General features: G+C 72.6%; 25 protein-coding genes. 17 read left to right on the forward strand and 8 right to left on the reverse strand.

The annotated features are described in order from the left end of the window. Window positions 1-174: 174 nt before the first annotated feature. The 7 genes from ACIBEA_RS23095 to ACIBEA_RS23125 all read left to right on the forward strand — a co-directional run bounded on the left by ACIBEA_RS23095 (window position 175) and on the right by ACIBEA_RS23125 (window position 8,192). A complete protein-coding gene (locus ACIBEA_RS23095) occupies window positions 175-1,323 on the forward strand; it encodes a PLP-dependent cysteine synthase family protein (RefSeq protein ID WP_399263782.1) in 1,149 nt (382 codons plus the stop codon). Further along, window positions 1,320-2,585, forward strand: coding sequence for an MFS transporter (locus tag ACIBEA_RS23100; protein ID WP_399263784.1), 1,266 nt, complete (start codon window positions 1,320-1,322; stop codon window positions 2,583-2,585). The genes ACIBEA_RS23095 and ACIBEA_RS23100 overlap by 4 nt, the downstream gene beginning before the upstream one ends. A 90-nt stretch (window positions 2,586-2,675) precedes the next feature. Continuing rightward, entirely contained in the window at window positions 2,676-3,143 is a 468-nt protein-coding gene (locus ACIBEA_RS23105) for a GNAT family N-acetyltransferase (RefSeq protein WP_399263786.1), read from the forward strand. Between the two features lie 139 nt (window positions 3,144-3,282). Further along, a complete protein-coding gene (locus ACIBEA_RS23110; protein WP_399263788.1) occupies window positions 3,283-5,106 on the forward strand; it encodes a hypothetical protein in 1,824 nt (607 codons plus the stop codon). Window positions 5,107-5,215: 109 nt separating this feature from the next. After that, window positions 5,216-5,842: an RlpA-like double-psi beta-barrel domain-containing protein gene (locus tag ACIBEA_RS23115; RefSeq protein WP_399263790.1), complete on the forward strand. Its 627-nt coding sequence runs from the start codon at window positions 5,216-5,218 to the stop codon at window positions 5,840-5,842. A gap of 206 nt (window positions 5,843-6,048) precedes the next feature. Next, a complete protein-coding gene (locus ACIBEA_RS23120; protein ID WP_399263792.1) occupies window positions 6,049-7,395 on the forward strand; it encodes an MFS transporter in 1,347 nt (448 codons plus the stop codon). A gap of 128 nt (window positions 7,396-7,523) precedes the next feature. Next, window positions 7,524-8,192, forward strand: coding sequence for an SGNH/GDSL hydrolase family protein (locus ACIBEA_RS23125; protein ID WP_399263795.1), 669 nt, complete (start codon window positions 7,524-7,526; stop codon window positions 8,190-8,192). Between the two features lie 6 nt (window positions 8,193-8,198). Here the strand turns inward: ACIBEA_RS23125 and ACIBEA_RS23130 are convergent, their stop codons facing one another. Then, entirely contained in the window at window positions 8,199-8,624 is a 426-nt protein-coding gene (locus ACIBEA_RS23130; protein WP_399263797.1) for a hypothetical protein, read from the reverse strand. Window positions 8,625-8,919: 295 nt separating this feature from the next. Here ACIBEA_RS23130 and ACIBEA_RS23135 point away from each other — a divergent pair, with 295 nt between their 5' ends. The 7 genes from ACIBEA_RS23135 to ACIBEA_RS23165 all read left to right on the forward strand — a co-directional run bounded on the left by ACIBEA_RS23135 (window position 8,920) and on the right by ACIBEA_RS23165 (window position 13,761). Next, the gene (locus tag ACIBEA_RS23135; protein ID WP_399263799.1) at window positions 8,920-9,516 is read left to right on the forward strand and encodes a hypothetical protein; all 597 of its coding nucleotides are present in this window, start codon (window positions 8,920-8,922) and stop codon (window positions 9,514-9,516) included. Between the two features lie 123 nt (window positions 9,517-9,639). After that, window positions 9,640-10,116 (forward strand): hypothetical protein, encoded by a 477-nt coding sequence (locus ACIBEA_RS23140; protein WP_399263801.1) that lies wholly within the window; start codon window positions 9,640-9,642, stop codon window positions 10,114-10,116. Window positions 10,117-10,269: 153 nt separating this feature from the next. Beyond that, window positions 10,270-10,461, forward strand: coding sequence for a hypothetical protein (locus ACIBEA_RS23145; RefSeq protein ID WP_399263803.1), 192 nt, complete (start codon window positions 10,270-10,272; stop codon window positions 10,459-10,461). 37 nt (window positions 10,462-10,498) lie between these two features. Next, window positions 10,499-11,053 (forward strand): YbaK/EbsC family protein, encoded by a 555-nt coding sequence (locus tag ACIBEA_RS23150; RefSeq protein ID WP_399263805.1) that lies wholly within the window; start codon window positions 10,499-10,501, stop codon window positions 11,051-11,053. Window positions 11,054-11,250: 197 nt separating this feature from the next. Next, the gene (locus ACIBEA_RS23155; protein ID WP_399263808.1) at window positions 11,251-12,324 is read left to right on the forward strand and encodes a LacI family DNA-binding transcriptional regulator; all 1,074 of its coding nucleotides are present in this window, start codon (window positions 11,251-11,253) and stop codon (window positions 12,322-12,324) included. 73 nt (window positions 12,325-12,397) lie between these two features. Continuing rightward, window positions 12,398-13,039 carry an SMI1/KNR4 family protein gene (locus ACIBEA_RS23160; RefSeq protein WP_399263810.1) on the forward strand — a complete coding sequence of 214 codons (642 nt, stop codon included), beginning with the start codon at window positions 12,398-12,400 and terminating at the stop codon, window positions 13,037-13,039. Next, window positions 13,039-13,761, forward strand: coding sequence for an SMI1/KNR4 family protein (locus ACIBEA_RS23165; RefSeq protein WP_399263967.1), 723 nt, complete (start codon window positions 13,039-13,041; stop codon window positions 13,759-13,761). The genes ACIBEA_RS23160 and ACIBEA_RS23165 overlap by 1 nt, the downstream gene beginning before the upstream one ends. 31 nt (window positions 13,762-13,792) lie before the next feature. On the opposite strand, the gene ACIBEA_RS23170 is transcribed toward ACIBEA_RS23165, so the two are convergent. After that, complete coding sequence (locus tag ACIBEA_RS23170) at window positions 13,793-14,461, reverse strand: LuxR C-terminal-related transcriptional regulator (RefSeq protein WP_399263812.1); 669 nt, start codon at window positions 14,459-14,461, stop codon at window positions 13,793-13,795. Next, complete coding sequence (locus ACIBEA_RS23175) at window positions 14,458-15,588, reverse strand: sensor histidine kinase (RefSeq protein WP_399263814.1); 1,131 nt, start codon at window positions 15,586-15,588, stop codon at window positions 14,458-14,460. The genes ACIBEA_RS23170 and ACIBEA_RS23175 overlap by 4 nt, the downstream gene beginning before the upstream one ends. Before the next feature lie 255 nt (window positions 15,589-15,843). Here ACIBEA_RS23175 and ACIBEA_RS23180 point away from each other — a divergent pair, with 255 nt between their 5' ends. Continuing rightward, the gene (locus tag ACIBEA_RS23180; RefSeq protein WP_399263816.1) at window positions 15,844-16,551 is read left to right on the forward strand and encodes a hypothetical protein; all 708 of its coding nucleotides are present in this window, start codon (window positions 15,844-15,846) and stop codon (window positions 16,549-16,551) included. A 54-nt stretch (window positions 16,552-16,605) separates the two neighbouring features. Here ACIBEA_RS23180 and ACIBEA_RS23185 read toward each other — a convergent pair whose 3' ends face one another. Then, window positions 16,606-17,301: a DUF4232 domain-containing protein gene (locus ACIBEA_RS23185; protein ID WP_399263818.1), complete on the reverse strand. Its 696-nt coding sequence runs from the start codon at window positions 17,299-17,301 to the stop codon at window positions 16,606-16,608. A 165-nt stretch (window positions 17,302-17,466) separates the two neighbouring features. Further along, entirely contained in the window at window positions 17,467-17,871 is a 405-nt protein-coding gene (locus ACIBEA_RS23190; RefSeq protein ID WP_399263820.1) for a hypothetical protein, read from the reverse strand. 267 nt (window positions 17,872-18,138) lie between these two features. Between ACIBEA_RS23190 and ACIBEA_RS23195 the strand changes: the two genes are divergently transcribed. Beyond that, window positions 18,139-18,642, forward strand: a complete 504-nt coding sequence (locus ACIBEA_RS23195) for a MepB family protein (protein ID WP_399263822.1) — start codon at window positions 18,139-18,141, stop codon at window positions 18,640-18,642. A gap of 75 nt (window positions 18,643-18,717) precedes the next feature. Here ACIBEA_RS23195 and ACIBEA_RS23200 read toward each other — a convergent pair whose 3' ends face one another. Both ACIBEA_RS23200 and ACIBEA_RS23205 read right to left on the reverse strand, forming a co-directional pair. Next, window positions 18,718-19,323, reverse strand: a complete 606-nt coding sequence (locus ACIBEA_RS23200) for a hypothetical protein (protein WP_399263824.1) — start codon at window positions 19,321-19,323, stop codon at window positions 18,718-18,720. A 56-nt stretch (window positions 19,324-19,379) separates the two neighbouring features. Beyond that, window positions 19,380-20,579, reverse strand: a complete 1,200-nt coding sequence (locus tag ACIBEA_RS23205) for a low temperature requirement protein A (RefSeq protein WP_399263825.1) — start codon at window positions 20,577-20,579, stop codon at window positions 19,380-19,382. 222 nt (window positions 20,580-20,801) lie between these two features. On the opposite strand from ACIBEA_RS23205, the gene ACIBEA_RS23210 reads away from it, so the two are divergent. Next, a complete protein-coding gene (locus tag ACIBEA_RS23210) occupies window positions 20,802-21,344 on the forward strand; it encodes a GNAT family N-acetyltransferase (protein WP_399263827.1) in 543 nt (180 codons plus the stop codon). 21 nt (window positions 21,345-21,365) lie between these two features. Here the strand turns inward: ACIBEA_RS23210 and ACIBEA_RS23215 are convergent, their stop codons facing one another. Next, window positions 21,366-22,823, reverse strand: coding sequence for a purine-cytosine permease family protein (locus ACIBEA_RS23215; protein WP_399263829.1), 1,458 nt, complete (start codon window positions 22,821-22,823; stop codon window positions 21,366-21,368). Window positions 22,824-22,829 lie beyond the last annotated feature (6 nt).

Raw genomic sequence — 22,829 nt, forward strand, 5'->3', positions numbered from 1 at the left:
GGGGGGGCGGGGGGGGGGGGGGGGGGGGTGGGGGGCCCCGGGGGGGCCCGGCCCCCCGGGCCGGGGGGGCCCCCCCGCCCCCCCCCCGCCCGCGGCTGCGCCGATCGGACCCCCGTACCCCCGAGACGGTCGTTCGCGCGTCGTCGTACGCGCCGGCCGAGGGAGCACTGCGCCATGAACGCCTTCCCTTCCTCCCCCTCCATCGCCCTGTCCGCATCCCCCGCCCAGCTCCAGGCCGAGACCAAACGCCCCACGCTCACCCCGGCCGGCCTGGTCGGCAACACGCCGGTGCTGTGGGTGGGGGAGCCCTTCACCGCCGCGGGCCGCGGCTTCTGGGCCAAACTGGAGGGCTGCAACCCCGGCGGGATCAAAGACCGCACCGCCCTGTACATGGTCCAGGCCGCCCGGGAGCGCGGTGAACTCCGGCCCGGCGCCCGGATCGTCGAATCGAGTTCGGGAACGCTCGGCCTCGGACTCGCGCTGGCCGGGGTGACCTTCGGGCACCCGGTCACGGTCGTCACCGACCCCGGAATGGAGCCGCTGATGGCCGGACTGCTGGGTGCCTACGGCGCCGACGTCGAACGCGTGGGGGAGCCCCACCCCACCGGCGGATGGCAGCAGGCCAGGCGCCAGCGGGTCGAGGACCTCCTCGCGGCCCATCCCGGCTCCTGGTGCCCCGACCAGTACGGCAACCCCGACAACGTCGCCGCCTACCGGCCCCTGGCGCACGAACTCGTCGCCCAGCTCGGCCGCATCGACGCCCTCGTCGTCAGCGTCGGCACCGGCGGGCACTCCGCGGGGATCGCCTCCGTCCTGCGCGGATTCTTCCCCGACCTGCGGGTCGTGGGCGTCGACGCCGCCGGCTCCACCATCTTCGGCCAGCCCGCCGCACCCCGGTTGATGCGCGGACTGGGCAGCAGCATCTTCCCCGACAACGTCGCCTACGACGTCTTCGACGAGGTGCACTGGGTCTGCGCCGCCGAAGCCGTGTGGGCGGCCCGCGCCCTGGCCCGCGGCCGGTGCGCGAGCGGCGGCTGGAGCGTCGGCGCGGTCGGCCTCGCCGCCCGCTGGCTGGCCGCGACCCTGCCCGCGCAGGCACGGATCGTCGCCGTCTTTCCCGACGGCCCCGAGCGCTACGTCGGCACGGTCTTCGACGACGCGTACTGCGCGGCGCACGACCTGATGGGCCACCGGCCCGCCGACGAGCCCGACGAGATCACCTACCCGGGCGAGCAGGCGATCACCCGCTGGACCCGCTGCACCACCGTCCTAGACCCGCTCGGCGCCACCCGCCGGAGCGGCCCCGCCGGAGCGACCCGGTGAGGGCGCTGTGGCGCCGGACCGCCTCCTTCCCGCCGGCCGTCCGGCTGTTGCTGGTCAACCAGTTCGCCATCAACCTCGCCTTCTACATGCTCATGCCCTACCTGGCCGCCCACCTCGCGGGCGGCCTCGGCCTGGCCGCCTGGGCCGTGGGTCTGGTGCTGGGCGTGCGCAACCTCTCCCAGCAGGGCATGTACCTGATCGGCGGCACCCTCGCCGACCGCTACGGCTACAAGTCCCCGATCATGGCCGGCTGCCTGCTCCGCACCTTCGGATTCGTGCTGCTCGGCTGGGCCGACTCCTTGCCCGTGCTCGTCGTCGCCTCCGCCGCCACCGGCTTCGCCGGAGCGCTCTTCAACCCGGCCGTGCGGGCGTACCTGGCCGCGGAGGCGGGGGAGCGGCGCGTCGAGGCCTTCGCCACCTTCAACGTCTACTACCAGGCCGGGATGCTCCTCGGCCCGCTCGTCGGGCTGGCCCTGCTGGCCGCGGACTTCCGGGCCGTCTGCGCGGCGGCGGCCCTCGTCTTCGCCCTGCTGACCCTGCTGCAGTGGCGCGCCCTGCCCGACCGGGGCGGCGACGGCGTCGACCCCGGCTCCCCGGAGGGCGTGCGGGCGCAGTGGCGGACCGTGCTCGCCAACCGCCCGTTCCTGCTCTTCTCCCTCGCGATGACCGGGTCCTACGTCCTGACCTTCCAGGTGTACCTCGCCCTGCCCCTGGCCGCGGGGACCGCCCTCGGGGACGTCGCGGCCACCCGGGCCACGAGCGGCCTGTTCGTCGTGTCGGCCGCCGTCACCGTGCTCGGACAACTGCGGCTGACGAGCTGGGCGAAGCGCCGCTGGACCCCGGCGCAGGCCCTGGTCCGGGGGCTGGCCGTGATGGGACTGGCCTTCCTCCCGCTGGTGTTCACCCCCTCCGGGGCCCCGTACCTCACGCTGGTGTCCCTGACCGCGGCGGTGGTGTTCCTGGCCGTGGGGAGCGCGGTGGTGTACCCGTTCGAGATGGACACCGTGGTCGCCCTCTCCGGCGACCGGCTGGTCGCCACCCACTACGGGTGCTACAACACGGTCTCCGGCCTCGGGATCACCCTGGGGAACCTGGGCACCGGGGCGGTGTGGGAACTCGCGGTCCACGGGCGGGCGCCGTGGACGCCCTGGCTCGTCCTCACGGTCACGGGGCTGAGCTGCGCGGCCGCCGTCGCGGCCCTCGCGCGGAGCGGACGACTTGCGGCCCCGACGAGCACGGCGACCCCGGCCGCCCTCCGCTAGTGCCGTGACCCGGTGAACCTTTCCGGTCACAGCACTAGGTTGTCCGGACCGTCGAGGTACGACCGGCCCGGTCAGGTGAGGAGTCCGTAGATGATCTTCCTGCGCGAGGTGCGCGACAGTGACCTGCCCGCTTTCCGGGAGCAGTCGTGCGACCCGGCCGCGCAACACATGGCGGCCTTCGTCGGCGACCAGCACGGCGACCCCGTCGCGTTCGACGCCCACTGGGCGCGGATCCGCGCCGACCCGGCCATCGTGATGCGGACCGTGCTGGTCGAGGAACAGGTGGTGGGCCACGTCGCTGCGTACGGACCACCGGACGAGCGCGAGGTCACGTACTGGATCGCCCGCGCCCACTGGGGGCGCGGGATCGCCACGGCGGCGCTCGCGGAGCTGCTCGAACTCGACCCCGCGCGGCCGGTGCACGCCCGTGCGGCGGCGGACAACGCCGCCTCGATCAGGGTGCTGGAGAAGTGCGGGTTCGTCCTCATGGGCCGGGACCGCGGCTTCGCCCGGGCCCGTGGCGGCGAGATCGACGAGGTGCTCCTCACCTTGGACTGAGGATCGACCGCGCGGTGCGTCGAAACCGAGCCGTCGCGGGCCTGTGAGTTGGGCCGGCCGAGCGCTAGAGTGCCCACGCTCCGCTGAAATCAAGCCAGTTGGAGCAGGTCATGGCGGTCGGTCGGGAGGGGCGGCGGCAATGGGCTCGGGAGATGTGGTGGCCAAGTGGGTCGGCGCGCTGACCACGAAGACGGCGGCCGCGGTGGCCGCCGGAACGCTGGTGGTCGCGGGAGCGGCCGGAGCGGGCGTGTGGTGGGTCGACCGGGGCACACCGGTGGCCGTGGTCCAGCGCAGTACGACCGCGACGGTCGGGGCGGGCGGGCAGCAGGCGGCGGCAGCGGCGTGCCTGCCGCACGAGAGCGCCCTCGGCGGCGGGTACGCCGTCACCGGCACCGGCTTCGCCACGAGCAGCCAGTTCCTCGGCGCCTCCGCATGGGCCGTGGTGGCCTACAACCCCGGTGACGCACCCGCCACGCTCACGACCTACGCCCTGTGCGTCAACGCCAAGGTCGAGAAGCAGCCCGGCCTGGACTTCAACTGGCGGGCCCACGCCTTCAAGGACCGCGGCAACAAGATCCTCGGCACGCCCGGCACCGAACCCATCCGCGACCTGACCACCGACGGGCCGTACGCCGAGGCGGTCGGCGACCCGCTCGGCGACCCGCGCTGCGGCAACGAATTCACCATGGTGGGAAGCGAGTTCAGAGCCGGCCGGATCATCGCCGCACGTCCCGTGCAGCCCGTACCGCTGGACTCCCTGATACCCAACGGGGCGCTGCCGGGCGCCGCCTGGGCCGCGCCCTGGACGGTCTCGGTCAACCCGGGCACCGCGCTCAGCAGCGAGCCGTTCCCGATGCCCCGCTCCGAGGACATCCTCCGCAAGACCCGGATCCTCGACCCGCAGCCCCCGCAGTCGAACTTCGCCGTCGGCGCCCGCCCGGTCTGCGTCAAGCTGAAGGACGCGTCCGTCGTCACCGCGAAGGTGACGGTCGCCGCGGGCGGCCGTGCGGAATCCACCCTCACCTGCCCCAAGGGCCGCTCCGTGGTGGGTGGCGGCTTCTCCTATCCCGCCGCCAACGAGCGGGGCGCCCTGGAGGCCCCCCAACGCTACTTCGGCGACGGCTACCTCTTCGCCGCGGCCGACGCCCCCGCGGCCGGGGAGCCGTCGGGCACCAAGGTGCAGGCGTGGCACGTCACCGGCGTCAACCAGCAGAAACCCGGCGCTTTTTACCACGACTCGGCGTGGATCGAGCACAGCGACCGCGAAACGAGCACCGGCAACGGCTACTTCGACACGCACCCCCACAGCGGTGAGGACCAGCCGCTGCGCACCTCGGACATCCCCGCCGCCCAAGAAATGATCACCGCGGCCGTCTGCGCGAAGATCGACGCCGAGCCGACCGAACCGGCGAAGGGGGCCGCGCCACCGGCCGTGACCCGGGTGGACGTTCCGCCCCTGGACGTGGTGGCGCCGCCCGCCGCCACGCCCTCTCCCTCCGTCTCCGCCCCCGGCGCGTCACCGTCGCCGAGTCCCGCCGGATCCGCGAGCCCGTCCACGACGCCCCACACGCCGAACTCCCCGAGCGCCTCCGCCTCCGCGACCCCGAGCCGCCCGGGCAACACCCCGCGCACCAGCGCGCCCCCGTCCCCGCCCACGCGGCCGACGGTGACCATCGACGCACCCGGCAGCGGGGCCGGACTGCGGCGCGGCTGCCAGGAGACCTTCGCCGGGACGGCGCGCGCACACCCGGGCGAGCAGCTCATCACCGACCCGCAGCGCACCGGTTGGCAGATCCAGGGGCCGAACGGCGCGGTGACCCTCGGCGCCGGCGCGTCCGGCCGGTTCACCGTCCCGCTGCTGCCCGACGGAACGTACCCGCTCGTCTTCACCGCCACCGACCCGGCCTCCGGACTCACGGGCAGCGCACAGGTCTCCGTACGGATCGTCGGCTGCATCCGCTGAGCCGCGCGGCCGGCCGGCGAGCGTTAGCGAAGCATTAGCGGTGCGCGTGATCATGGGCGCGCCCACCGGACGCTCGCCGTCCGGAAACGCGCAGTCCAGAGAGAGACCCATGAGACCAAGAATCGCCGTAGTAGCGGTCACAGCCGTGCTGGCCGTCGGCGCCGCCGCCGTCGTCACCGTCGCCACCGCCAATGCCTCGGAGGACACCGGCATCGCCGTCACGGCGTCGAGCGGTACCGGGCAGCCCGTGGATCCCAACCCGACCGAGACCGAGCTGTCCCGTTCCACCGACGAACCGGAGCCGGAGGTCTCGACGACACCGCCCGCCGCGCCGATGCCGACCAGTACGACGGGCCCGGGTCCCACGCCGGCCCCGAGCACGACGAAGGGGGCGTCGCCCGCACCGACCAAGTCGACGAAGCCGCCCACGCAGAAGTTCAGCGGCAAGGCGTCGACCTACCAGCCCGGGATGGGAGCGTGCGGCCAGCAGATCAACCCCGGCGACCTCGTGGCCTCGATCGATCCCTCACTTTTCGGTGGCGGATATCCGGCCCCGAACTGCGGCAAGAAGATCGTGGTCACGTACAAGGGCAAGTCCGTCACCTTGACCGTCCTCGACGAGGCGCCGGGCGCCGGCCGGGGCGGTCTCGACCTGACGCCCGGCGCCTTCCGGGCACTGGCTCCCCACGACGAGGGACAGATCGACGTGACGTGGCACTTCGCCAAGCAGAAGTAGTGGGCTGAGGCCCGGTCCTCCCGGGCCCGCGCGGCCCGCCCGGCGTTCTCCCCGCTCCGGGCGGGCCCCGCGCCCGCCGGTTCAATGACGTGTCGCCGACACCGCCCGTGTCAGCATGGGGACCGGTGCGACACATCTGGTCAAGCGGACGGACGGGGCCACCCCGCAGGCGCCTCGTGCTCGCCGCCATGGGGTGCGCCGGCGGCATGATCATGCTCGACCAGACCGTCGTCGCGGTCGCCCTCGCCCCGATGGCCCGGGGCCTGGGGCTGACGACGTACGCACTGCACGGCGTGGCACTCGTCTACGTCCTCGCGCTGGCCGCGTTCGCGCCGGTCGGAGGCATGGTGGCCCGCCGCTTCGGCCTGTTGCCCACCTTCCGCTTCGGGATCCTGCTCTTCGCCGTCGCGTCGGGTTGCTGCGGACTTACCCCGTCCGGTCCGGCCGCCGAGCCCTTCCTGCTCCTGATGCGGGCGCTCCAGGGCGCCGGCGCCGGGCTGATGATCCCGGTGGCCACGACCTTGATCACGGGCCTGTACGAGGAGCGCGAACGCGGCCGGGCGCTGGCGACGTACGCCGGGCTGGCCCAGGTCTTCTTCGTGCTCGGCCCCGTGGTGGGGGCGGTGCTGACGCAGTACCTCGGGTGGCGTGCGGTCTTCCCCGTCAACGTGCCCGTCGCCGCCGCGATCCTGTGCCTGGCCGCCGGGGCACGGGTCGAGGAGGAACCGGAGGGGCGACCGCTCACCGTGGTGGCGCCGCTCCTCATGCTCCTGTCCATGGCCGTGCTCGTCCTCGGGCTCTACTGGTGCGGGTTCCGGGGCTTCACGGACCTGCGGACCTTCGCCGTCCTGGCGTCCGGTGGGGTGTCGCTGGCCGTGGCGGTGCGGCTCGTGCTGCGCTCCCCGAAGCCCTTCCTCGACCTGCGGTTGCTGGGCATCCGCCCGTACGCCGTGGCGGTGACGCTCACGGCCATGGTGCAGGCCGCCCAGCTCATCGTCGTGGTGCACGGCACGCTGTTCCTCCGGCAGGCCATGCACCGGCCGCTCCTGACCACGGGCCTCTCCCTGGTGCCCCTGGTCGCCGCGCTGACAGTGGGCACGCTCCTGTCCGGGCACCTGCTGGACCGCTACCGCTCCATCCGGATCCCCGTGCTGCTCGGGCTGGCGGCGGCCACGCTCGGCGCGGTGCTGTGGACGGTGGCCCTGCCGTCGCGCACGTACGCGTGGCAGGTTCCCGGGATGGTCCTGGCGGGGGTCGGGATGGGCCTGCCGGTGCCCGCGCTGAGCGCCGAACTGATGCGCTGGGTGCCCGAGGGCGAGCGGGTCGACGCGTCCGTCCTGCGGCAGACGCTCCGCCAGCTGGGCGGGGCCGTCGGGCTGGCGCTCGCCGGAGCGATGGTCCTGACCGCGAACGACGACGCCGCCGATGCGGCCGGCATCGTCGACGGCACGGCCACGCCGGTGGCCTTCGTCGCCGCGAGCGGCTTCCTGTGCGCCGCCCTGCTGTGCGCGGCCGTCCTGCTGCCGGCCGCAGAGCGGACGCAAAGACGCTGATCACCCCCTCCACGCCTCTCTCCGCACCGGTGTCGGCGGCGTGTCGGGAGCCGTCGGTCCGCTGTCGGCGGCGTCGGACACCGTGTGACTGGCCCTGTTCACAGGCGAGTTCAGTTCAAGGAGCGCACATGTCGACCACTGTACGAGCGGGAAGCACCGTGATGTTCACCGGTGACTCGATCACCGACTGCCAACGGCTGGAGAGCGAGGACGGCCTCGGGTTCGGCTACCCGCTGCGCATCGCGGGCGAGTGGGGGCTGCGGCATCCGGACCGGCCGGTGACGTGGCTGAACACCGGGATCGGCGGCAACAAGGTGATGGACCTCGCCGCCCGCTGGCAGACCGACGTGCTCGATGCGCGCCCGGACGTGGTGTCGATCCTCGTCGGTGTCAACGACATGGGGTGGCACACGCTGGACCCGAAGGGGTACGTGATCTCCGCGGACGAGTTCGAAGCGGCCTACGGTCGGCTGCTGGCCCCCCTCGCCCGGGCGGGCACGCAGCTGATCCTCATCGAGCCCTTCCTGCTGCCGATCCACGGCGTCGTCGAGGCCGGTGGCGGCTCCGTGCTCATCGGGGAGGCGGAGCGAACCGAATGGCGCGTGGACCTGGACCCGAAGATCCAGGCCGTCCGCAGGCTCGCCCGCAGGTACGGCGCGCGGCTGATCGCCGCCGACGGCATGTTCGCCGAGCTCTCGGCGACGACCGAGTCGGAGCACTGGAGCGCGGACGGCGTCCATCCGACGCCGGCCGGCCACGCCGCCCTCGCAGCGGCCTGGCTGCGCCTGGTGGCGTGAGGGCCCTCAGTACTCGAAAGGTACGAACCTGGCGAGCGAAGTCCAACCCAGCGGGCCCAGGATCGTGGCGAGGCGGGCGTACGGGTCCTGTGCGGGCGATTGGAACCACATCACCGAGAGCGCCGTGTGCCCGTACTCCGCAATTCCCTCGGGCGTCCACGCCGACGTCAGCCGGGCCTGGACCGTCTCGCGCGGCAGCCACTCGTCGACCTGCTTTTCCGCGTCGGCCCGGATCCCTTCGAGATCGTGCACGTACACCTGCGCCGTGCCCGTCAGCGCCTTGTCGATGCGGAACAGATTCATGCGGCGGTGCAGGTGGGGCGTGCCTTCGAGCAGCCCCTCGCGATTGTCGCTCGTCGTGAGCTCGCGGAGCTCGGCGCGTACGGGCCCCACCTGGTAGCTGCGCAGCTCGTCGTTCCTCGTCTGGATCATGCGCCAGAGGTTAGGCGTGCACTCCGGGCACGCCAAACGACTTTCCCGAGGTGCCCCACGGCCGCCGTGCAGGCTTTTAGTCGGTGTTCCGGGGCGTGTCAAGCCCCGAGTTTCCGGAGCGTGACCGCCGCGCGGCCGTCGGGCTTACTGGTGATGCGGGCCTCACCGAAAAGGAAACGAGGCAGCGAGGGAGAGAAGGAAAACCTCCTCGGGGGAATTCCGAATATCCCTGGATAAAGAGATCCCCGATTGTCGGGGAGTCCATTCGTTCGCTCATCATTCGTAGGAGAAGGTCATGAACCGTAAGGCGCGCACCAACAACGTTGTCCGTACCAACCGCCGTGGATTCCGACTGGCGACGCTGTTCGCTTCGGCGGCCATGATCTCGGGAGGGGTCCTGATCCCCGCGTCCATGGCGTCGGCGGCTCCGATGCCCGCTCATGTGGCCATGGCCTTCCCGTCCGCCGGTGGTGCCGGAGGTGACGGCGGTGAAGGCGGCGGGGGCCTGATCGGCGGGGGCGGCGGCTCCGGCGGGTCCGGTGGTGGCAGCGTCACCGGTGTCGGCGGCGCCGGTGGTAACGGCGGCAAGGGCGGAGAAGGTGTCCTCTCCGGTGGCGGCGGCGGTGGCGGTGGTGGCGGCGGCGAGGGCGTCATCGGCGGCGACGGCGGCAAGGGCGGCGACGGTGGTGGCGGTCTGTTCGGCGGCACCGCCGGCAATGGTGGCGGTGGCGGCGACGGCGTCCTCGTGGGCGGCAACGGCGGCAAGGGCGGCCACGGCGGCGACGGCGTCTTCCAGGGCGGTGGCGGCGGCAAGGGCGGCAAGGGCGGCCACGGCGGGATCTTCGGTGGCATCGGCGGCGGTGGTGGGGCCGGAGGCTCCAGCATCTTCTGACCGGCCCACCTGACCGGACCGGGGGGAGGACTTCGGGCCTCCCCCCGGCCGGCCTCCCCCTCACCTGCAACTCCCGCTAGTGGCACGGCCACTCAGGCGCTCACCGATTCGGAGAACCCCGTCATGTTCACAAGCTCCTGGCAGCGTCCGCTCGTCCTGGCGGCGGCCTCCCTGGCCTTCGTCACCGGCACGGCGTGCGCCGCGCAAGCAGCGCAGTCCCACGCTCCCTCGGGCACCGTCTCCTCGGCCCTGCCGGGGCAGCCCGCCAACTGCGCCACGGGCGGCAACGGCGGTGAGGGCGGCGAAGGCGGCGAAGGGGGCAAGGGCGGTCGGCCGGGGAAGCCCGGTGAACCCGGAAAGCCCGGCAAGGTCGGCGGATTGAGCTGCTTCCGGTTCGGTGACCTGCCCGACAAGCCGGAGGCGGAGCTGACGGTGGTGGACCGGGTGCGGATCGTGCTGATCCTGCTGGCCGACGACTCCGACGCGACGAAGGAGAAGATCGCCAAGAAGTACAAGATCTCGACCGAGCAGATCGACACCTGGAAGAAGAACTACCTGGCCGGTGACTGGTTCGCCCTGATGACGAACCTCGCCACCTGACGCGAGCGCGAACTGTCCTGTTGTGCAAGGGCCCTTGAGGGGGCCCTTCTGCATGTCCGCGATGTAAACGTCCCCGGAGGCGTTTAGAAGATCGCATTCTGGTTACACCAAGTAGCTACAGGCAACAGCCAGTACTCGACGGAAGGCAGGAAGATGACCTTCGCCATCGTGCTCATCCTCGTCGCGGTCCTCATGACCATCGCCCTGCTGGCTCTCGCACCCAGCGCCCCCGCGCGACGCAACCCGTTCCCCGGCCGCCGGCGCAGCGCCGCCCACCGTCGCCCCGACGCCTCCCGGCTGAACCGGGTCCCGCGCCAACAGGGCACCCAGCACCCCGCGAACTGACGCGGCCGCCCCCGCGGCGGCCGTGCACAATGGGGGCATGCGCGCTCCCATCGGCCCCTTCGACGAGGCCCGTCCCGCCCCCGACCATCTCGACGAACTGGTCGGCCCGGTGGCCGATGCGATCCGCTCCTGGCAGGGGACCGTCCCTGCCGGGCAGATCGTCTACGTCGACACCGATCCGGCCATCGCCGACACCGCGGCCTTCGTGGGGCACTACGGGCAGGAGCTCCTCGACCAGTCGGCGAACTGCGTGATCGTCGCCGCCCGTCGGGGCGGCGAGACCACGTTCGCCGCCTGCGTGATCCCCTCCGGTGCCCGCGCCGACGTCAACGGCGCCGTGCGGCGTCGACTCGATGCGCGCAAGGTGTCCTTCGCCCCGATGGAAACGGCGGTCGAGCGCACCGGCATGGAGTACGGCGGCATCACCCCGATCGGGCTCCCGGCGGACTGGCCGCTGCTGGTGGACCGGGCGGTCGTCGACACGCCGTACGTACTGATCGGCAGCGGCCGCCGCCGCGGCAAGCTCATCGCCCCCGGCGCGCTCTTCGCCGAACTCCCCGGCGCAGAGGTGATCGACGGCCTCGCGGGCTAGGACCCGGGCCGGGCCGTGCCGTGTGGGGAGCGCCCGTCGGTCGGTGGCGGGGGCGTGGCGCCGAAAGAAGATCGAGGGTAGCGCGGGAGCGCTCCCATAGCCCTCGATCGGCGTAACGTGTGCTGCAGCGGCGACGGGGGCGGGTTCCACCGTCTTGCCTGATCAGCCGACCGGGCCGGCGCCCGGCGCGGAGCGCGATGGCGTACGAGGGGAGTTCCGTGAGCGAGCGGCAGAACGGCAGACCCACCCTGGAAGAGGTCGCGGCCCTGGCCGGCGTCGGTCGGGGCACGGTCTCCCGGGTGATCAACGGCTCGCCACGGGTGAGCGAGCAGGCCAAGGAGGCCGTGGCCCGGGCCGTCGCCGAGTTGGGCTACGTGCCCAACCAGGCGGCCAGGGCGCTGGCCGGCAAGAGGACCGACGCGGTCGCCCTCGTCATTCCGGAGACCGAGGCCAGGCTCTTCTCGGAGCCGTACTTCCTCGACCTGATCCGCGGGGTCAGCGCCGAGCTCGCCGAAGCGGACAAGCAACTGCTGCTCACGCTGGTACGGACCGAGGCCGAGCGGCAGCGCTTCGAGCACTATCTGGCCGCCCGGCGCGTCGACGGCGTGTTGTTGGCGTCCGTCCACGGTGACGATCCGCTGCCGGACCGGATAGTCCAGCTCGGGCTGCCGGTCGTCATGAACGGCCGGCGCGCCGAGGGCGAGCCCGTCGACTACGTCGACTCCGACAACATCGGCGCGGGTCGGGCGGCCGTCGCCCATCTCGTCGGGCGGGGCCGGAGCAGGATCGCGACCATCACCGGTCCGCTGGACATGTACGTGGCCCGCGCGCGCCTGGGCGGATACCGCGCGGGGCTCGCCGAGGCGGGCATCGGGCCCGACGAGGCGCTGGTGGCGACGGCCGACTTCACCGAGGCCGGCGGGCGGGCGGCGATGCGCGAGCTGCTGGATCGCGCCCCCGACCTGGACGCGGTCTTCGCCGCCTCCGACGTGATGGCGGCGGGCGCGCGCGGCGTGCTGCGCGCGGCGGGGCGCAGGGTTCCCGAGGACGTCGCCCTGGTGGGGGTGGACGACTCGGCGGTGGCCCGGCTGATGGACCCGCCGCTGACGAGCGTGCGCCAGCCGATCGAGGAGATGGGCCGCACGATGACGCGCCTGTTGCTCCAGAAGATCGCGGGGGAGTACGGACCCGCTCCCGCCGCACCCCCGGGGAAGGGCGAGGAGCCGCGCAGGGTCCTCCCGACGGAGCTGGTCGTGCGGCAGTCCAGCTGAGGGTGAGCGGACCGTGGCCCGCGACGCGGACCCGCCGACGGGCGCCCCTCGGGCCTCCAGTAGCGTCCGTCCGGTGACCACTCCGACCTCGTCCGAGCCCACTGTTCCCGCCGAAGGCGCCGATGCCGCAGTAGATGCCGTCCACGGTGTCGATGCCGTCGACGCCCTCGTCCGGTTCTGCCCGCCGCCCGCCGATCCGCCGCCCGCCGTGGACTGGGAACGGACCGAGCGCGCCCTCGGCGTCGCCCTGCCCGCCGACTACAAGCGGCTGGTGGAGACGTACGGCGGCGGGGTCTTCGACGGGACGATCTGGCTGCTCGTCCCCGGTTCCGCTTACCAGGACTGCGACCTGCGCCTGCGGACGGCGGAGCGGGACGAGGACCTCGCCTACCTGTGGGAGGCGGGGGAGGCGAAGCCCGCCGAACTGCTGGAGGCGGGGGCCCGCGTACTGCCGTGGGCGTTCGAGGAGGGTACGGGGACGTTCCTCTACTGGCTCGTGCGGCCCGGCCGGCACCCCGACGCGTGGACGGTCCTCTACAACGAGGGGCGCGGCCCGATGTGGGAGCACCACGACACCGGGTGCGCCGCCTTCGTCCTGGCGGTGCTCAACGCAACGGCGCGCACCAGCTACTTCGGCCACCTATACGAGGTCCTGAAGCCGACGGAGCACCGCTTCGAGACGGCCGCCGACACCCTCGGAGCGGCCCGGCCGTGATGCCGTCGTCGGCCTTCGAAGCCGTCGAAGCCCTCGTCCGGCTCTGTCCGCCGCCCGCCGCCCCGACCCCGCCCTCGGCCACGGATTGGGCGGCGAAGGAGGGCGAGCTCGGCTTCCGGCTGCCGGACGACTACAAGCGGCTCTGTGACGCGTACGGGCCGGGCAGCTTCGGCGACTTCATCGGCATCCGGCATCCGCTCGGCGCCACCGACTGGATGTCGCTGACCGGGCCCATGGCCACCATAGTGGAGCGGCAGCTGGAGGTCGATCGGGCGGGCGGGACGCTCGTACCGCACGATCCGCGGCGGTTGTTCGCCGTGGGAGTGACCGACAACGGGCAGTACCTGTTCTGGGTCACCGAGCCGCAGGACGCGCCCGATCGATGGCGGATCGTCGTGCACGATGCCCGTGGGCCGAGGTGGTTCTCCTTCGACGGCGGTCTCGTCGCCTTCCTCGCGGCCGTCCTCGGCGGCCGTACGCGCGTACCGCTGTTCCCCGACGGGCTGCTGGACGAAGGCGTCTGCTTCACGCCGTCACCAGAGCTCCGCCCCGGTGACGAGCCACGGATCGTCACCGTCACCGGGACCGCACGGCACGGTCGCACCCTCAGCACGGATGCCCTGCGCGTCTGGGCCCGGGCCAACGGCTACGAGCTCCCGCCGCGCGGCCGGATTCCGCTTCGGGTGCGCACGGCCTGGGAGCGGGCGCACCCGGAGGGCTGAACCGTGCGCCGCGCCCCACCACTTCACTCCTTCACCGGGACCGGTCGTCTTCGTCGAGCCGACGGGCCAGGTCGGTCTTGGTGAAGGCCGGGCGGCCCACATCCCGGTACTTCTGCTTCACCCGGTCCAGGTAGTACTTCGCGGTGTAGACGCTGATCCCGGCGCGCCGGGCCGTGGCTTTGAGCGTCAGCCCCGAGGCGTAGTCGCGCAGCACCTGGCGTTCCCGGGGGGCCAGATGCGGTCGGGTCGCGGTGGTGTCCCGCACCCAGGCGAAGGCGAGTTCGGGGGAGTGCGCCGTACCGCCTGCGGCCACGATCTCGACGGCCTCCACCAGGGTGTCCAGGGCGTGGTCCTTGGTGAGGTAGCCGTCCGCCCCGGCCGCGACGGCCGCGACGACCATGGCGGGGTCGGCGATCGTGCTGATGACCAGCACCCTGCTCCCCGCGGCCCGCACCCGGCGGACGTTGACTTCCGGCCGGGACCCGTCCCCGAGTACGAGGTCGAGGAGCACCACGGCGGCGGTCCGCGCCGGAGCGGGGGTGGGGGCGGGAGCGGGAGCGGGCACTGGAGCTGGAGGGGCCAACAGTTCGTCGACCGTCGACGCGGTCGCGATGAGGCGCAGGCGGTGCTGACCGGAGAGCCAGGCGCGCAACCCGTCGAGGAGCATGCGGTCGTCGTCGACCACCGCGATGTCGATCACGCCGGCCAGCGCAATGCGATCAGGGTGCCCTCGCCGGGGCGACTGTCCACCTCCGCGCTGCCTCCGACGGCGACCATCCTGCCGTGTACGGAGCGGCGAAGTCCGGTGCCGGCGCGGCGACCGCCCTCGCCGGACGCGGACGCGTCGAAGCCGACGCCGCGGTCGGCCACGGTCACTTCGACGCCGCCGGCCCGGCCGAAGACGGTGAGGTAGGCCAGCGGGGTCCGCGCGTGGGTGCGCACGTTGTTCAACGCCTCGGTCACCGCCGCGGCCAGGGCCCGGGCGACTTCGTGCGGCAGGTCCGGCACCGCGTCGTACTGCGAGGTCACCTTCAGGCCGAGGCTCTCCGCGGCGCGGGTGGCCTCCTCCAGGGCGGCCGCGGTACCGACCCTGTCGGGGACGGGAGGATCGTCGTACCGGTGCGGCTCTTCGAGGGTGCCGGATTGGACGAGCCGTCTGAGGTAGGCCGCTTCGCGGGCACAGCGGTCCCGGAATCCGGGCGCGTTCACGTCCACCCGGCCGGCGGCGATGGTGGTCAGGGTGGCGAGCACGGTGTCGTGCAGTGCGGCGTGGTGCGCGGCCCGTTCCGCCTGCCGGGCCCGTGCGCTCTCGACGACGACGGCCCGTTCCTGGGCGATGTCCAGCAGCATCCCCTGACGCCGCAGGTACCACCAGCCCGGTCCGGCAACGGCCACGGCTTCGACGACTGCCGTGACGTGTTCGAGGAGGGCGGGCGTGGAGGAGGTCGCGACCGCCTGGTGGACGGCGAGTGAGGTGAACAGCAGGAGGAGGACGGCGAGGGCGGCGTTCCGCCGACCGAGCGTGACCACGGCGGCCGCTGCCGCGGAGAGGGCGGGCACCATCAGCCAGCCGTGCGGTTCCACCGCCGGGCCGTCGCCGATGGTGGCCACGGCCACCCACGGGAGCGCGCAGCCGGTCAGCAGCACGTCGGCCCAGACCCGCGACGGTCGGAACCAGCCGCGCAGGAGGGCCGAGCCGTAGACGAACACGGTGACAGCGCCCACGGCGGCCAGAAGACCGATGCTCCGCCAGTCGACCGCGACGGCGCCCACGACATCGGCCGCGTACACGAGGTGCGCGATCCGGAACAGTGCTGCGGCCCTCACGGCGAACCGCCGTGCACGCTGAAGCCCCACTGACACACCCCCGTGTGACGAGATCCCCCACCGACGCGCCGACTGGCCCCCACCAGTGCACGCACCGCTGCCCCGACCGGCCCCCCCGAATGGGCGGGTTCCGTGCGCTTAGTGCATCTCGTTACGTTTCTCCGCGTCAAGACCGGCACCGGACATCCGTACACCTGGACATCCGGACATCCGTAGCTCCGTACATTCCGCTCGAAAGACTCCTGGAGAGGTTCCATGCGACGTCAACGAGGTTTGCGCGCGGTACTCCTGGCCGTGGCCGTTGCCTGCACCACTGCCTTGGCCGGCTCCGTCCAGGCCCATGCGGCGCCTGCTTCCGGCCCCGCTGCCGCCGCGGCGGACGTCGGGCCGGTCCAACTGCGCTACACGGGCACGGGGGGCGGCCCCTTGAACATCGCGCAGCGCGCCGCGGTGGAGGCGGCCCTGGCCCAGGCGACGGCCACCGGGTTCAACGCTTCGCAGTGCCGCGTCACCAACGGGACGGACTTCCAGCAGGTCGGCGGGTACTGGACCTCGTTCCGCCAGATCACCTGCGTCGGCGAGCCGGCGGTGGGCGCCGCGCAGCTGAGCCTGTACCGGTACCTCAAGCCCGGTAAGGACCACCTCAGCAGCGTGTGGCACGTCCCCGACGGTTACAACCGCGAGGGCGGCATGGGCCGCCTCTACACCGCGGCGACGCCCGGGACCCACCCGCTGTACCTCTGTGTCGTGCGCGGGGACCACTTCGTCAGCGGCGAGGTCAACTGCGAGGGCCAGCAGTACGTGACCCGCCTCGGTTGGGTCCTGAGCAACCCGCAGCCCGGCGTGGCCAGTGCCCCGCTCTACCGGTGCCTCGACGCCGGGCGGCAACTGTTCGAGTCCAACGACCCGAACTGCGAGGGCCAGACCGTCGGCGGCCCGCTCGGCTACACCCTCACCGGCTGAGCCCGCGCCGTTCCGGGCACGGTCTCAGCGGGCGAACTTCTCGACGGTGGACTCTCAGGAGGGCTTGGCCGACGAGAAGGCGGTGACGGTCGCCTTGTTGTCGCATTCGGCGAAGACGCCGTCGTCCATGGCGATCTGGTGCGCGCCCGCTCCGGGGACACCGATGACGAGCGTCGGGAAGGTGACGGGCTTGGCGCCGGACACGCAGTAGCCGTCGGCTTCGCCCTGGACGTTGACGAAGGTCAGTTTCGTCCAGGCGCGGGCCCCCGGGGCCAGCGAGACGGTGGCGGGGGAGCCGGTGGGGGTGGTGGCGAGCGGGGAGTTGTGCTCCGGGGAGCCGTTGCCGGCTCCGGCGACGGTCGGGAACCCGCGCAGCGTGCAGGCGTGCGTCGAGGTGTTGGTGACCGAGACCAGGGCGGCCCCCGTCCCCGTACCCGTCGGCCGGACGTCGGCCTGGTGCGCGTCGGAGACCTTGACCTGGTCGGCCGTGCAGGGCTTGCCGCCACCCGCCGGGGTCGGCGCCGAATGGCCGGCGGTGGGGGCGCCGGCCCCGCCGGACGTGCTCCCGGCGGGGGAGGAGCCGGCGGTCGGCGAGGACGGCTCGGACGACGCCGAAGCCGCGGTCGAGCCCGACGGCTTGGCGACCGCGGCGTCGCTCCCGGACGGCGTACAGCCCCCGGCGAGGGCGGTGACCGCCGCCGCTGCCACCAGCGCTGCCGCGGTCCGCCGGACACCTGATGAGTACCGCATGAGCTCTCCCCGAGGTTCACGACCGGCCCTGCACCGGCTCGCACCGGTGAACACAGCACCACTTCCCCGGCGGTTCTCGCGGACGCCGCGCTGTGGCGGTTCCGTAACGAGCCCGATACGCCCCCACGACCGGCGACCGGCGACCGGCGACCGGCGACCGATGACTCAGCGGTCGGCGCAGCTGAGGCAGTCCCATCCACTCCAGTTCGCGCCGGGAGCGGTGCGGAGCCGACCCCAGGTCTGGGTGTTGGAGCCCTTGGCGTAGATCCAGATGGCGTGGGGGGCGATGTCGGTCTGCTCCCTGATGCTGACCTTGCTCCAGACGGTTCCCCCGAGGGAGTACCAGCCGGACCACTGCCCATTGGTGGTCCAGCGGGTCCACACCGCGTAATCGGTACCGACCAGGAACTGTTCCCGCTGGTCCCCCGGAAGCGCGTGGTTGGTGACGCCGTACTCGCAGATGTACTGGGCGCCCCCGGTACTGCACGGGGCGGCCTGGGCCGGCGCGGCGGCGACGGCGAGTCCGGCCACGGCGGCGAACGCGAGGATGGCGGCCTTGATCTTCTTCACAGCTGGTGACGCTCCTTAGATGACACGCCGGGAAGCTGTCGGTCAGTCAGCTCCCGTACGTGTGTTCACCCTAGCCAAGCACCCCATACCCCCCTGCATCGGGCCCCTCCGGCGCCTCGCATCGTGGACGGGAACCACACCGCACAGGGCGCGCCGACTGCGTCCACGTACCCGTGTCAGGGTGTACGAATGACAACGCACCGCGGGTACTCATCCGATCTCCAGCTGAAGCCATGGTCGGACACTGTGCCGGCCCACGGAGATCTCATGGCGGCGAAGGCGCTCGTCTACGACTCCTGCGGGTTCACCTGCTCGCAGCCGGTGCCCGAAGCCGAGGGTGCTGCTTACGCCGCGCACGTTTTCACCCTGGACGGCCTCTCCATCCGGTTCCGCGCAGCCAAGACGACCCCCACCAAGGTCGGCCAATTCGTCACCGTCTGGAAGAGGTCCCCGGCCGGGCCCATCCAGCCCTTTGACGTAACGGACGCCGTCGACCTCTTTGTCATCAGCGCCCGCGACCACCGCCACTTCGGCCAGTTCGTCCTTCCCATGGACGCGCTCCGCCGACACGATGTCGTATCGGAAGGCGGTTCCGGTGGGAAGCGAGCCTTCCGCGTCTACCCGCCCTGGGTGACCACCACGAACCGCCAGGCCGGCAGTGCGCAGGCGTGGCAGCTGGACTTCTTCCTGCACCTGGACCAGGGCGGGCCTGTCGACCTGGCCCGCGCCCGAAAGCTCTACCACCCGCAGGAGCGACGCCATGACCTGTAGCGCCGAGCCGGGGCCGGACCCGGACCGGGATTCCCTGCCGCGACCAGCCCGAACGTGACGGAGCGGACGGCCGGATCAGCGGCAGTCGACGGTGTGGGGGCCGCCGGTGAAGACCGGGTCGGTCGCGCTGCCGTGCACCGTCAGGGCGCCGTCGTCGGGGCCCCAGCTCAGCTCGTACGTGCCCGTGGCGATGGGACGGTAGCCGTCATCGGTGGTCCAGGAGGCCGATGACCGCCACGCGAAGCCGGTCGGGCCCATCGCGTACAGCTCGCCGCTGCCGGCGAACAGGAAGGACGTCTCCCGTATGACGGCGGTACAGCCGTGCGGGCCGGTGGGGCGCAGGACGTGGTAGTCCGCACCGAGGTCGTCCAACACTCCGAGGGTGCTCCCCAGCGCGGCGGCGGCCGTGAGCAGGCCGCGTACGAACCGGGGCAGGGGCGCCCACCACGGCGCCGTACGGTCGACCGCCGACCGGTGCCGTCCGGCGAGGGCGCGCGCGAGGACCAGCGACAGGGAGAGCAGGACCGCGCTCACCGCCCACCCCGGGACCACCCGTCCGAGGACGACGAGCAGCATGGTGCTCCAGCCCGTGGCCACGGCGAGGACCAGGCACGCCGTGGCGATGACCGGGTACGGGGTGGACCGGCTCACCCGATCGGTACGACGTTGCTCCACTGCCACCAGCGCAGCCTATGCCGGGCCGCGCCCCACGGTCCCCGTGCGCGGTGTGGACATGGTCACTGCTGGGCGGCCGGGACGGCCGGCTGTACGGGCTCGGCGGGCCCACCGGACGCCGCGGCCCAGTGGTCCTCGGCCATCAGCATCGCCACCACCACCCCGACCAGGGAGACAAGCTGGGCCAGCCCGGAGATGAGGTGGCCGACCGGCACGGTGAGGAGCGCGACCGGCACGGCGGCCGCACGGTACGCGAGGGGCCGCAGCCGCAGCGTGGCCCGGAAGGCGACCTCGCCGGCGAGGAACAGGGCCACACCGGCCGCCAGCGATACGGCGGGGGCGGTGTGCAAGGGCTCGCCGAGGTGCGGGAGCACCTTCTTGACCCCGGCGGCCAGAGCGGCGATGCCCAGGAGCATCGGCAGGAACGAGTAGTAGAAGGCCCTCATGGCCAGCGCGAAGCGATCCGGCACCGCCGTACCGCGGAAGGCGGCCTCCGCGGCGCTCTCGTCCCGTACGAAGTACGTCCACCACAGCGCGGCGACCAGGGTCAGGGTGAGGAACGTGCCGCCGGCGACCCATAGTGACATCGCCATGTCGCCGATCCCGATGCCGATCGCCACGACCGACTCGCCGAACGCGATGATCAGCAGCAGCCCGTGGCGCTCGACGAAGTGCGCCGGGTCGAGCCCGCCGAGCTGGCTGCGCAGCTCGACGGCGGTGGGGCCCTCCGTGCGTCCCGGGGCGAGCTGGGCGATGTACGGCGTGACCAACTGCAGCACCAGGGCCACCACCCACAGGCCGTCCGCGACCAGCCCGACGGCAGGTCCCGCGGCGGTGACGGACAGGGCCGCCAGGCAGTTGGGTATCGCGTACCAGAGCACGTTGCGGCCGTGGCTGCGGGAGTACAGGGCTCCGTGCACCACGACCACCAGGAGGTAGCCCAGCCCGAAGGCGACACCGGCCCTCGTGTCGCCGACGGCCCGCGGGACGGACAGGGCGCACACCAGGAACCCGCCCATGCCGAGCAGGAGCAGCAGGCGCCGCGAGGTGCGGTCGGGCGGCACCTGGTTGGTGAGGTGGGCGTACGCGCCGTACATCCAGAAGAGCACGATGAAGATCAGCGCGACGCGCCCCGCGGTGGCGAAGGTCAGGTCGTGCGCGAGCATCACGGTCAACTGCGTGATCGTGAAGACGAAGACCAGGTCGAAGAACAATTCGAGCGTGCTGACCCGCCGCTCGGCCTCAGGGTGGAGCTTGGACATGCCGGCCACTCCATCAAGGCCAAGACGCCGCTGTCCAGGAGAAGTTCACCCGGGCGCGGCCGCTTTCGGAGGAAGATCGCGCTTGCCCGAAAAAGAGATCCCGGCCGCCACTACCTCAGCCACCCCTTCCTCCTCCGTCGGACGGATGGTGGCCGACCCGGACGGGGGACCCGGCAGCGGATATCCTGCCTCGTCCCCTACCAGCCGCGGAGGTTCCCCAGCATGAGCAGCACCACGCCGTCCTTTCCCGACCGGGTCGAGCTGACGGGGGAGGGCCTGGTCCTGCGTGACTGGACGGAGTCCGACCTGGCTGCGATGCCCGCACTGTTCGACCACCCGGACATCGCGTACTGGACGCCGATCGTCTCCCCCTTCGACGACGAGGCCGCCCGGACCCGACTGGACCGGGCGCGCAAGCTCCGTACGGACGGTACGGCCGTCCTGCTCGCCATCACCGTCGACGGGGGCGCACCGCTCGGCGAGGTGATGCTCAAGCGTGCTCCCGAGGGCACGGAACTCGGCTACGCGGTCGGCCCCGCCCACCGGGGCCAGGGCCTGGCCGCCCGTGCGGTGCGGGTGATGGCCGGGTACGCCTTCGAGGAACTGGGCGCGGAGCGGGTCATCCTGGAGCTGGAGGTCGAGAACACCGCCAGCGTCGGCGTGGCCACCAGCGCCGGTTTCCGGGTCCTCGACGTGCCCTCGATCACGGGGGAGGAGAAGGGCCGGCCGTACGTCCTCCAGACCTGGGGTCTCGACCGCCCCTGAGGCCGGACCCCGCCCCGGCCCTCACCCGCCCGCGCGGGCTGCCCGGACGGTGGGGGAGTTGCGCATGGTGGCGACGTAGAGGGCGGACGCCACGGTCATGCCGACGGGCAGCGAGAGGTCCACGCCGCCCAGGAGCTCGGCCACCGGGCCCGTGTAGAGGGTGTCGACGCAGAGGGCCGCGCTCGCCACACCCGTCAAGAGGGCGAGCGCGCCTGCCCAGTTGACGCCGCCTGTGTACCAGTAGTCGCTCCGGGTGGTCTCGTCGCAGAGAGCGGCGCCGTCGTAGCGGGCCCGGCGCAGCACGATGTCGGTGGCGTACACGGCCGTGAGGGGGCCGATCAGCACGACGATGAGCTGAAGGGCGTTGCTGACCGTGTCGAGCAGGTTCGACACCAGCAGTCCGTACAGGGTCAGCGCGACGGCGGCCGAGCCGTCGAAGAGGACGCTGACGGAGCGGCGGATGCGCAGGCCGACCGCTTGCAGGGCCAGGCCCGCGCTGTAGGCGGTGAGGGCGTTGAGGGCGATCGTGCCCAGGACCAGGGACAGCAGGAAGAAGGGGGCGAACCAGCCCGGCAGGAGCCCCTGGAGCGCGTTCTGCGGGTCGGTCATGTCGACCGAGGTGGCGGCGAGGGCGCCCAGCGAACAGACGACGATGCCCGGCAGGAAGCCCCCGAAGGCGGTCCAGCCCACGATCGCCCTGCGTGACGCGGTGCGCGGCAGGTAACGGGAGAAGTCCGCACTGGTCGTGTACGAGAGCGGGGCCGAGGCGACCAGGGTGGTACCGGCGATGAGCGCGGCCCACAGGGCGGCGCCGGTGAGCGGCGCGGCGGGCCGGTAGGAGAAGTCGGCGTGTCGGGCGACGCCGACGGTCACGACGGCGAAGACGGCGGCGAGCACCAGGGTGATCGGCAGGTAGAGCTTCACGATCAGCGCGTGCCCGTAGACGCTGATGACCAAGGTGAGGGCGGCGATGCCCAGGACGATCGCGATCTGGACGCCCGTGCTCGCGGTGATCCCGGCCCGATCGGCGAGGGAGAACACGGCGGTCGCGGCGGCGGCCAGATTGAGGGCGAAGTAGCAGACGGAGACGAGCCACCCGCCGATCGCGTTGTTGACCCGGTTGCCGAGGACGCCGTACAGCGCCCGGGTGATCACCTCGCTGGGAGTGCCCGAAGCCGCGCCCGAGACCGCGAGCAGCCCGGTCAGCAGCCAGAACAGGTTGCCCACGACGATCGCGGTGACGGCCTGCCACAGGCTGAGCCCCATGAGGACGAGGGCGCCGCCGACGACCAGGCTGAGGTAGTTCACGTTCGCCGCGGCCCAGACGGTGAAGAGGTCGCGCGGGCGGCCGTGGCGTGCCGCGTCGGGGATGTGATCGATGCCGTGGGCCTCGATCCCGCCCGTGCGTTCCGGCGCGGCCCGCACCGCGCCGGAACTGTCGTGCGTACCGGGGAGGGGGTCGGGAACCGTGGACGCCATGTGGAC

This window comes from Streptomyces sp. NPDC051555 (assembly GCF_044454405.1).
Classification (GTDB): domain Bacteria; phylum Actinomycetota; class Actinomycetes; order Streptomycetales; family Streptomycetaceae; genus Streptomyces.

What these genes read in the sequence shown, in the direction of transcription:
- ACIBEA_RS23165 (WP_399263967.1), top strand. Translation starts at nt 13,039, where the DNA reads ATGCCGTCGTCGGCCTTCGAAGCCGTCGAAGCCCTCGTCCGGCTCTGT.
- ACIBEA_RS23180 (WP_399263816.1), top strand. Translation starts at nt 15,844, where the DNA reads ATGCGACGTCAACGAGGTTTGCGCGCGGTACTCCTGGCCGTGGCCGTT.
- ACIBEA_RS23120 (WP_399263792.1), top strand. Translation starts at nt 6,049, where the DNA reads ATGATCATGCTCGACCAGACCGTCGTCGCGGTCGCCCTCGCCCCGATG.
- ACIBEA_RS23105 (WP_399263786.1), top strand. Translation starts at nt 2,676, where the DNA reads ATGATCTTCCTGCGCGAGGTGCGCGACAGTGACCTGCCCGCTTTCCGG.
- ACIBEA_RS23205 (WP_399263825.1), bottom strand. Translation starts at nt 20,579, where the DNA reads ATGTCCAAGCTCCACCCTGAGGCCGAGCGGCGGGTCAGCACGCTCGAA.
- ACIBEA_RS23095 (WP_399263782.1), top strand. Translation starts at nt 175, where the DNA reads ATGAACGCCTTCCCTTCCTCCCCCTCCATCGCCCTGTCCGCATCCCCC.
- ACIBEA_RS23130 (WP_399263797.1), bottom strand. Translation starts at nt 8,624, where the DNA reads ATGATCCAGACGAGGAACGACGAGCTGCGCAGCTACCAGGTGGGGCCC.
- ACIBEA_RS23140 (WP_399263801.1), top strand. Translation starts at nt 9,640, where the DNA reads ATGTTCACAAGCTCCTGGCAGCGTCCGCTCGTCCTGGCGGCGGCCTCC.
- ACIBEA_RS23145 (WP_399263803.1), top strand. Translation starts at nt 10,270, where the DNA reads ATGACCTTCGCCATCGTGCTCATCCTCGTCGCGGTCCTCATGACCATC.
- ACIBEA_RS23135 (WP_399263799.1), top strand. Translation starts at nt 8,920, where the DNA reads ATGAACCGTAAGGCGCGCACCAACAACGTTGTCCGTACCAACCGCCGT.
- ACIBEA_RS23125 (WP_399263795.1), top strand. Translation starts at nt 7,524, where the DNA reads ATGTCGACCACTGTACGAGCGGGAAGCACCGTGATGTTCACCGGTGAC.
- ACIBEA_RS23115 (WP_399263790.1), top strand. Translation starts at nt 5,216, where the DNA reads ATGAGACCAAGAATCGCCGTAGTAGCGGTCACAGCCGTGCTGGCCGTC.
- ACIBEA_RS23185 (WP_399263818.1), bottom strand. Translation starts at nt 17,301, where the DNA reads ATGCGGTACTCATCAGGTGTCCGGCGGACCGCGGCAGCGCTGGTGGCA.
- ACIBEA_RS23150 (WP_399263805.1), top strand. Translation starts at nt 10,499, where the DNA reads ATGCGCGCTCCCATCGGCCCCTTCGACGAGGCCCGTCCCGCCCCCGAC.
- ACIBEA_RS23195 (WP_399263822.1), top strand. Translation starts at nt 18,139, where the DNA reads ATGGCGGCGAAGGCGCTCGTCTACGACTCCTGCGGGTTCACCTGCTCG.
- ACIBEA_RS23210 (WP_399263827.1), top strand. Translation starts at nt 20,802, where the DNA reads ATGAGCAGCACCACGCCGTCCTTTCCCGACCGGGTCGAGCTGACGGGG.
- ACIBEA_RS23110 (WP_399263788.1), top strand. Translation starts at nt 3,283, where the DNA reads ATGGGCTCGGGAGATGTGGTGGCCAAGTGGGTCGGCGCGCTGACCACG.
- ACIBEA_RS23215 (WP_399263829.1), bottom strand. Translation starts at nt 22,823, where the DNA reads ATGGCGTCCACGGTTCCCGACCCCCTCCCCGGTACGCACGACAGTTCC.
- ACIBEA_RS23155 (WP_399263808.1), top strand. Translation starts at nt 11,251, where the DNA reads ATGGCGTACGAGGGGAGTTCCGTGAGCGAGCGGCAGAACGGCAGACCC.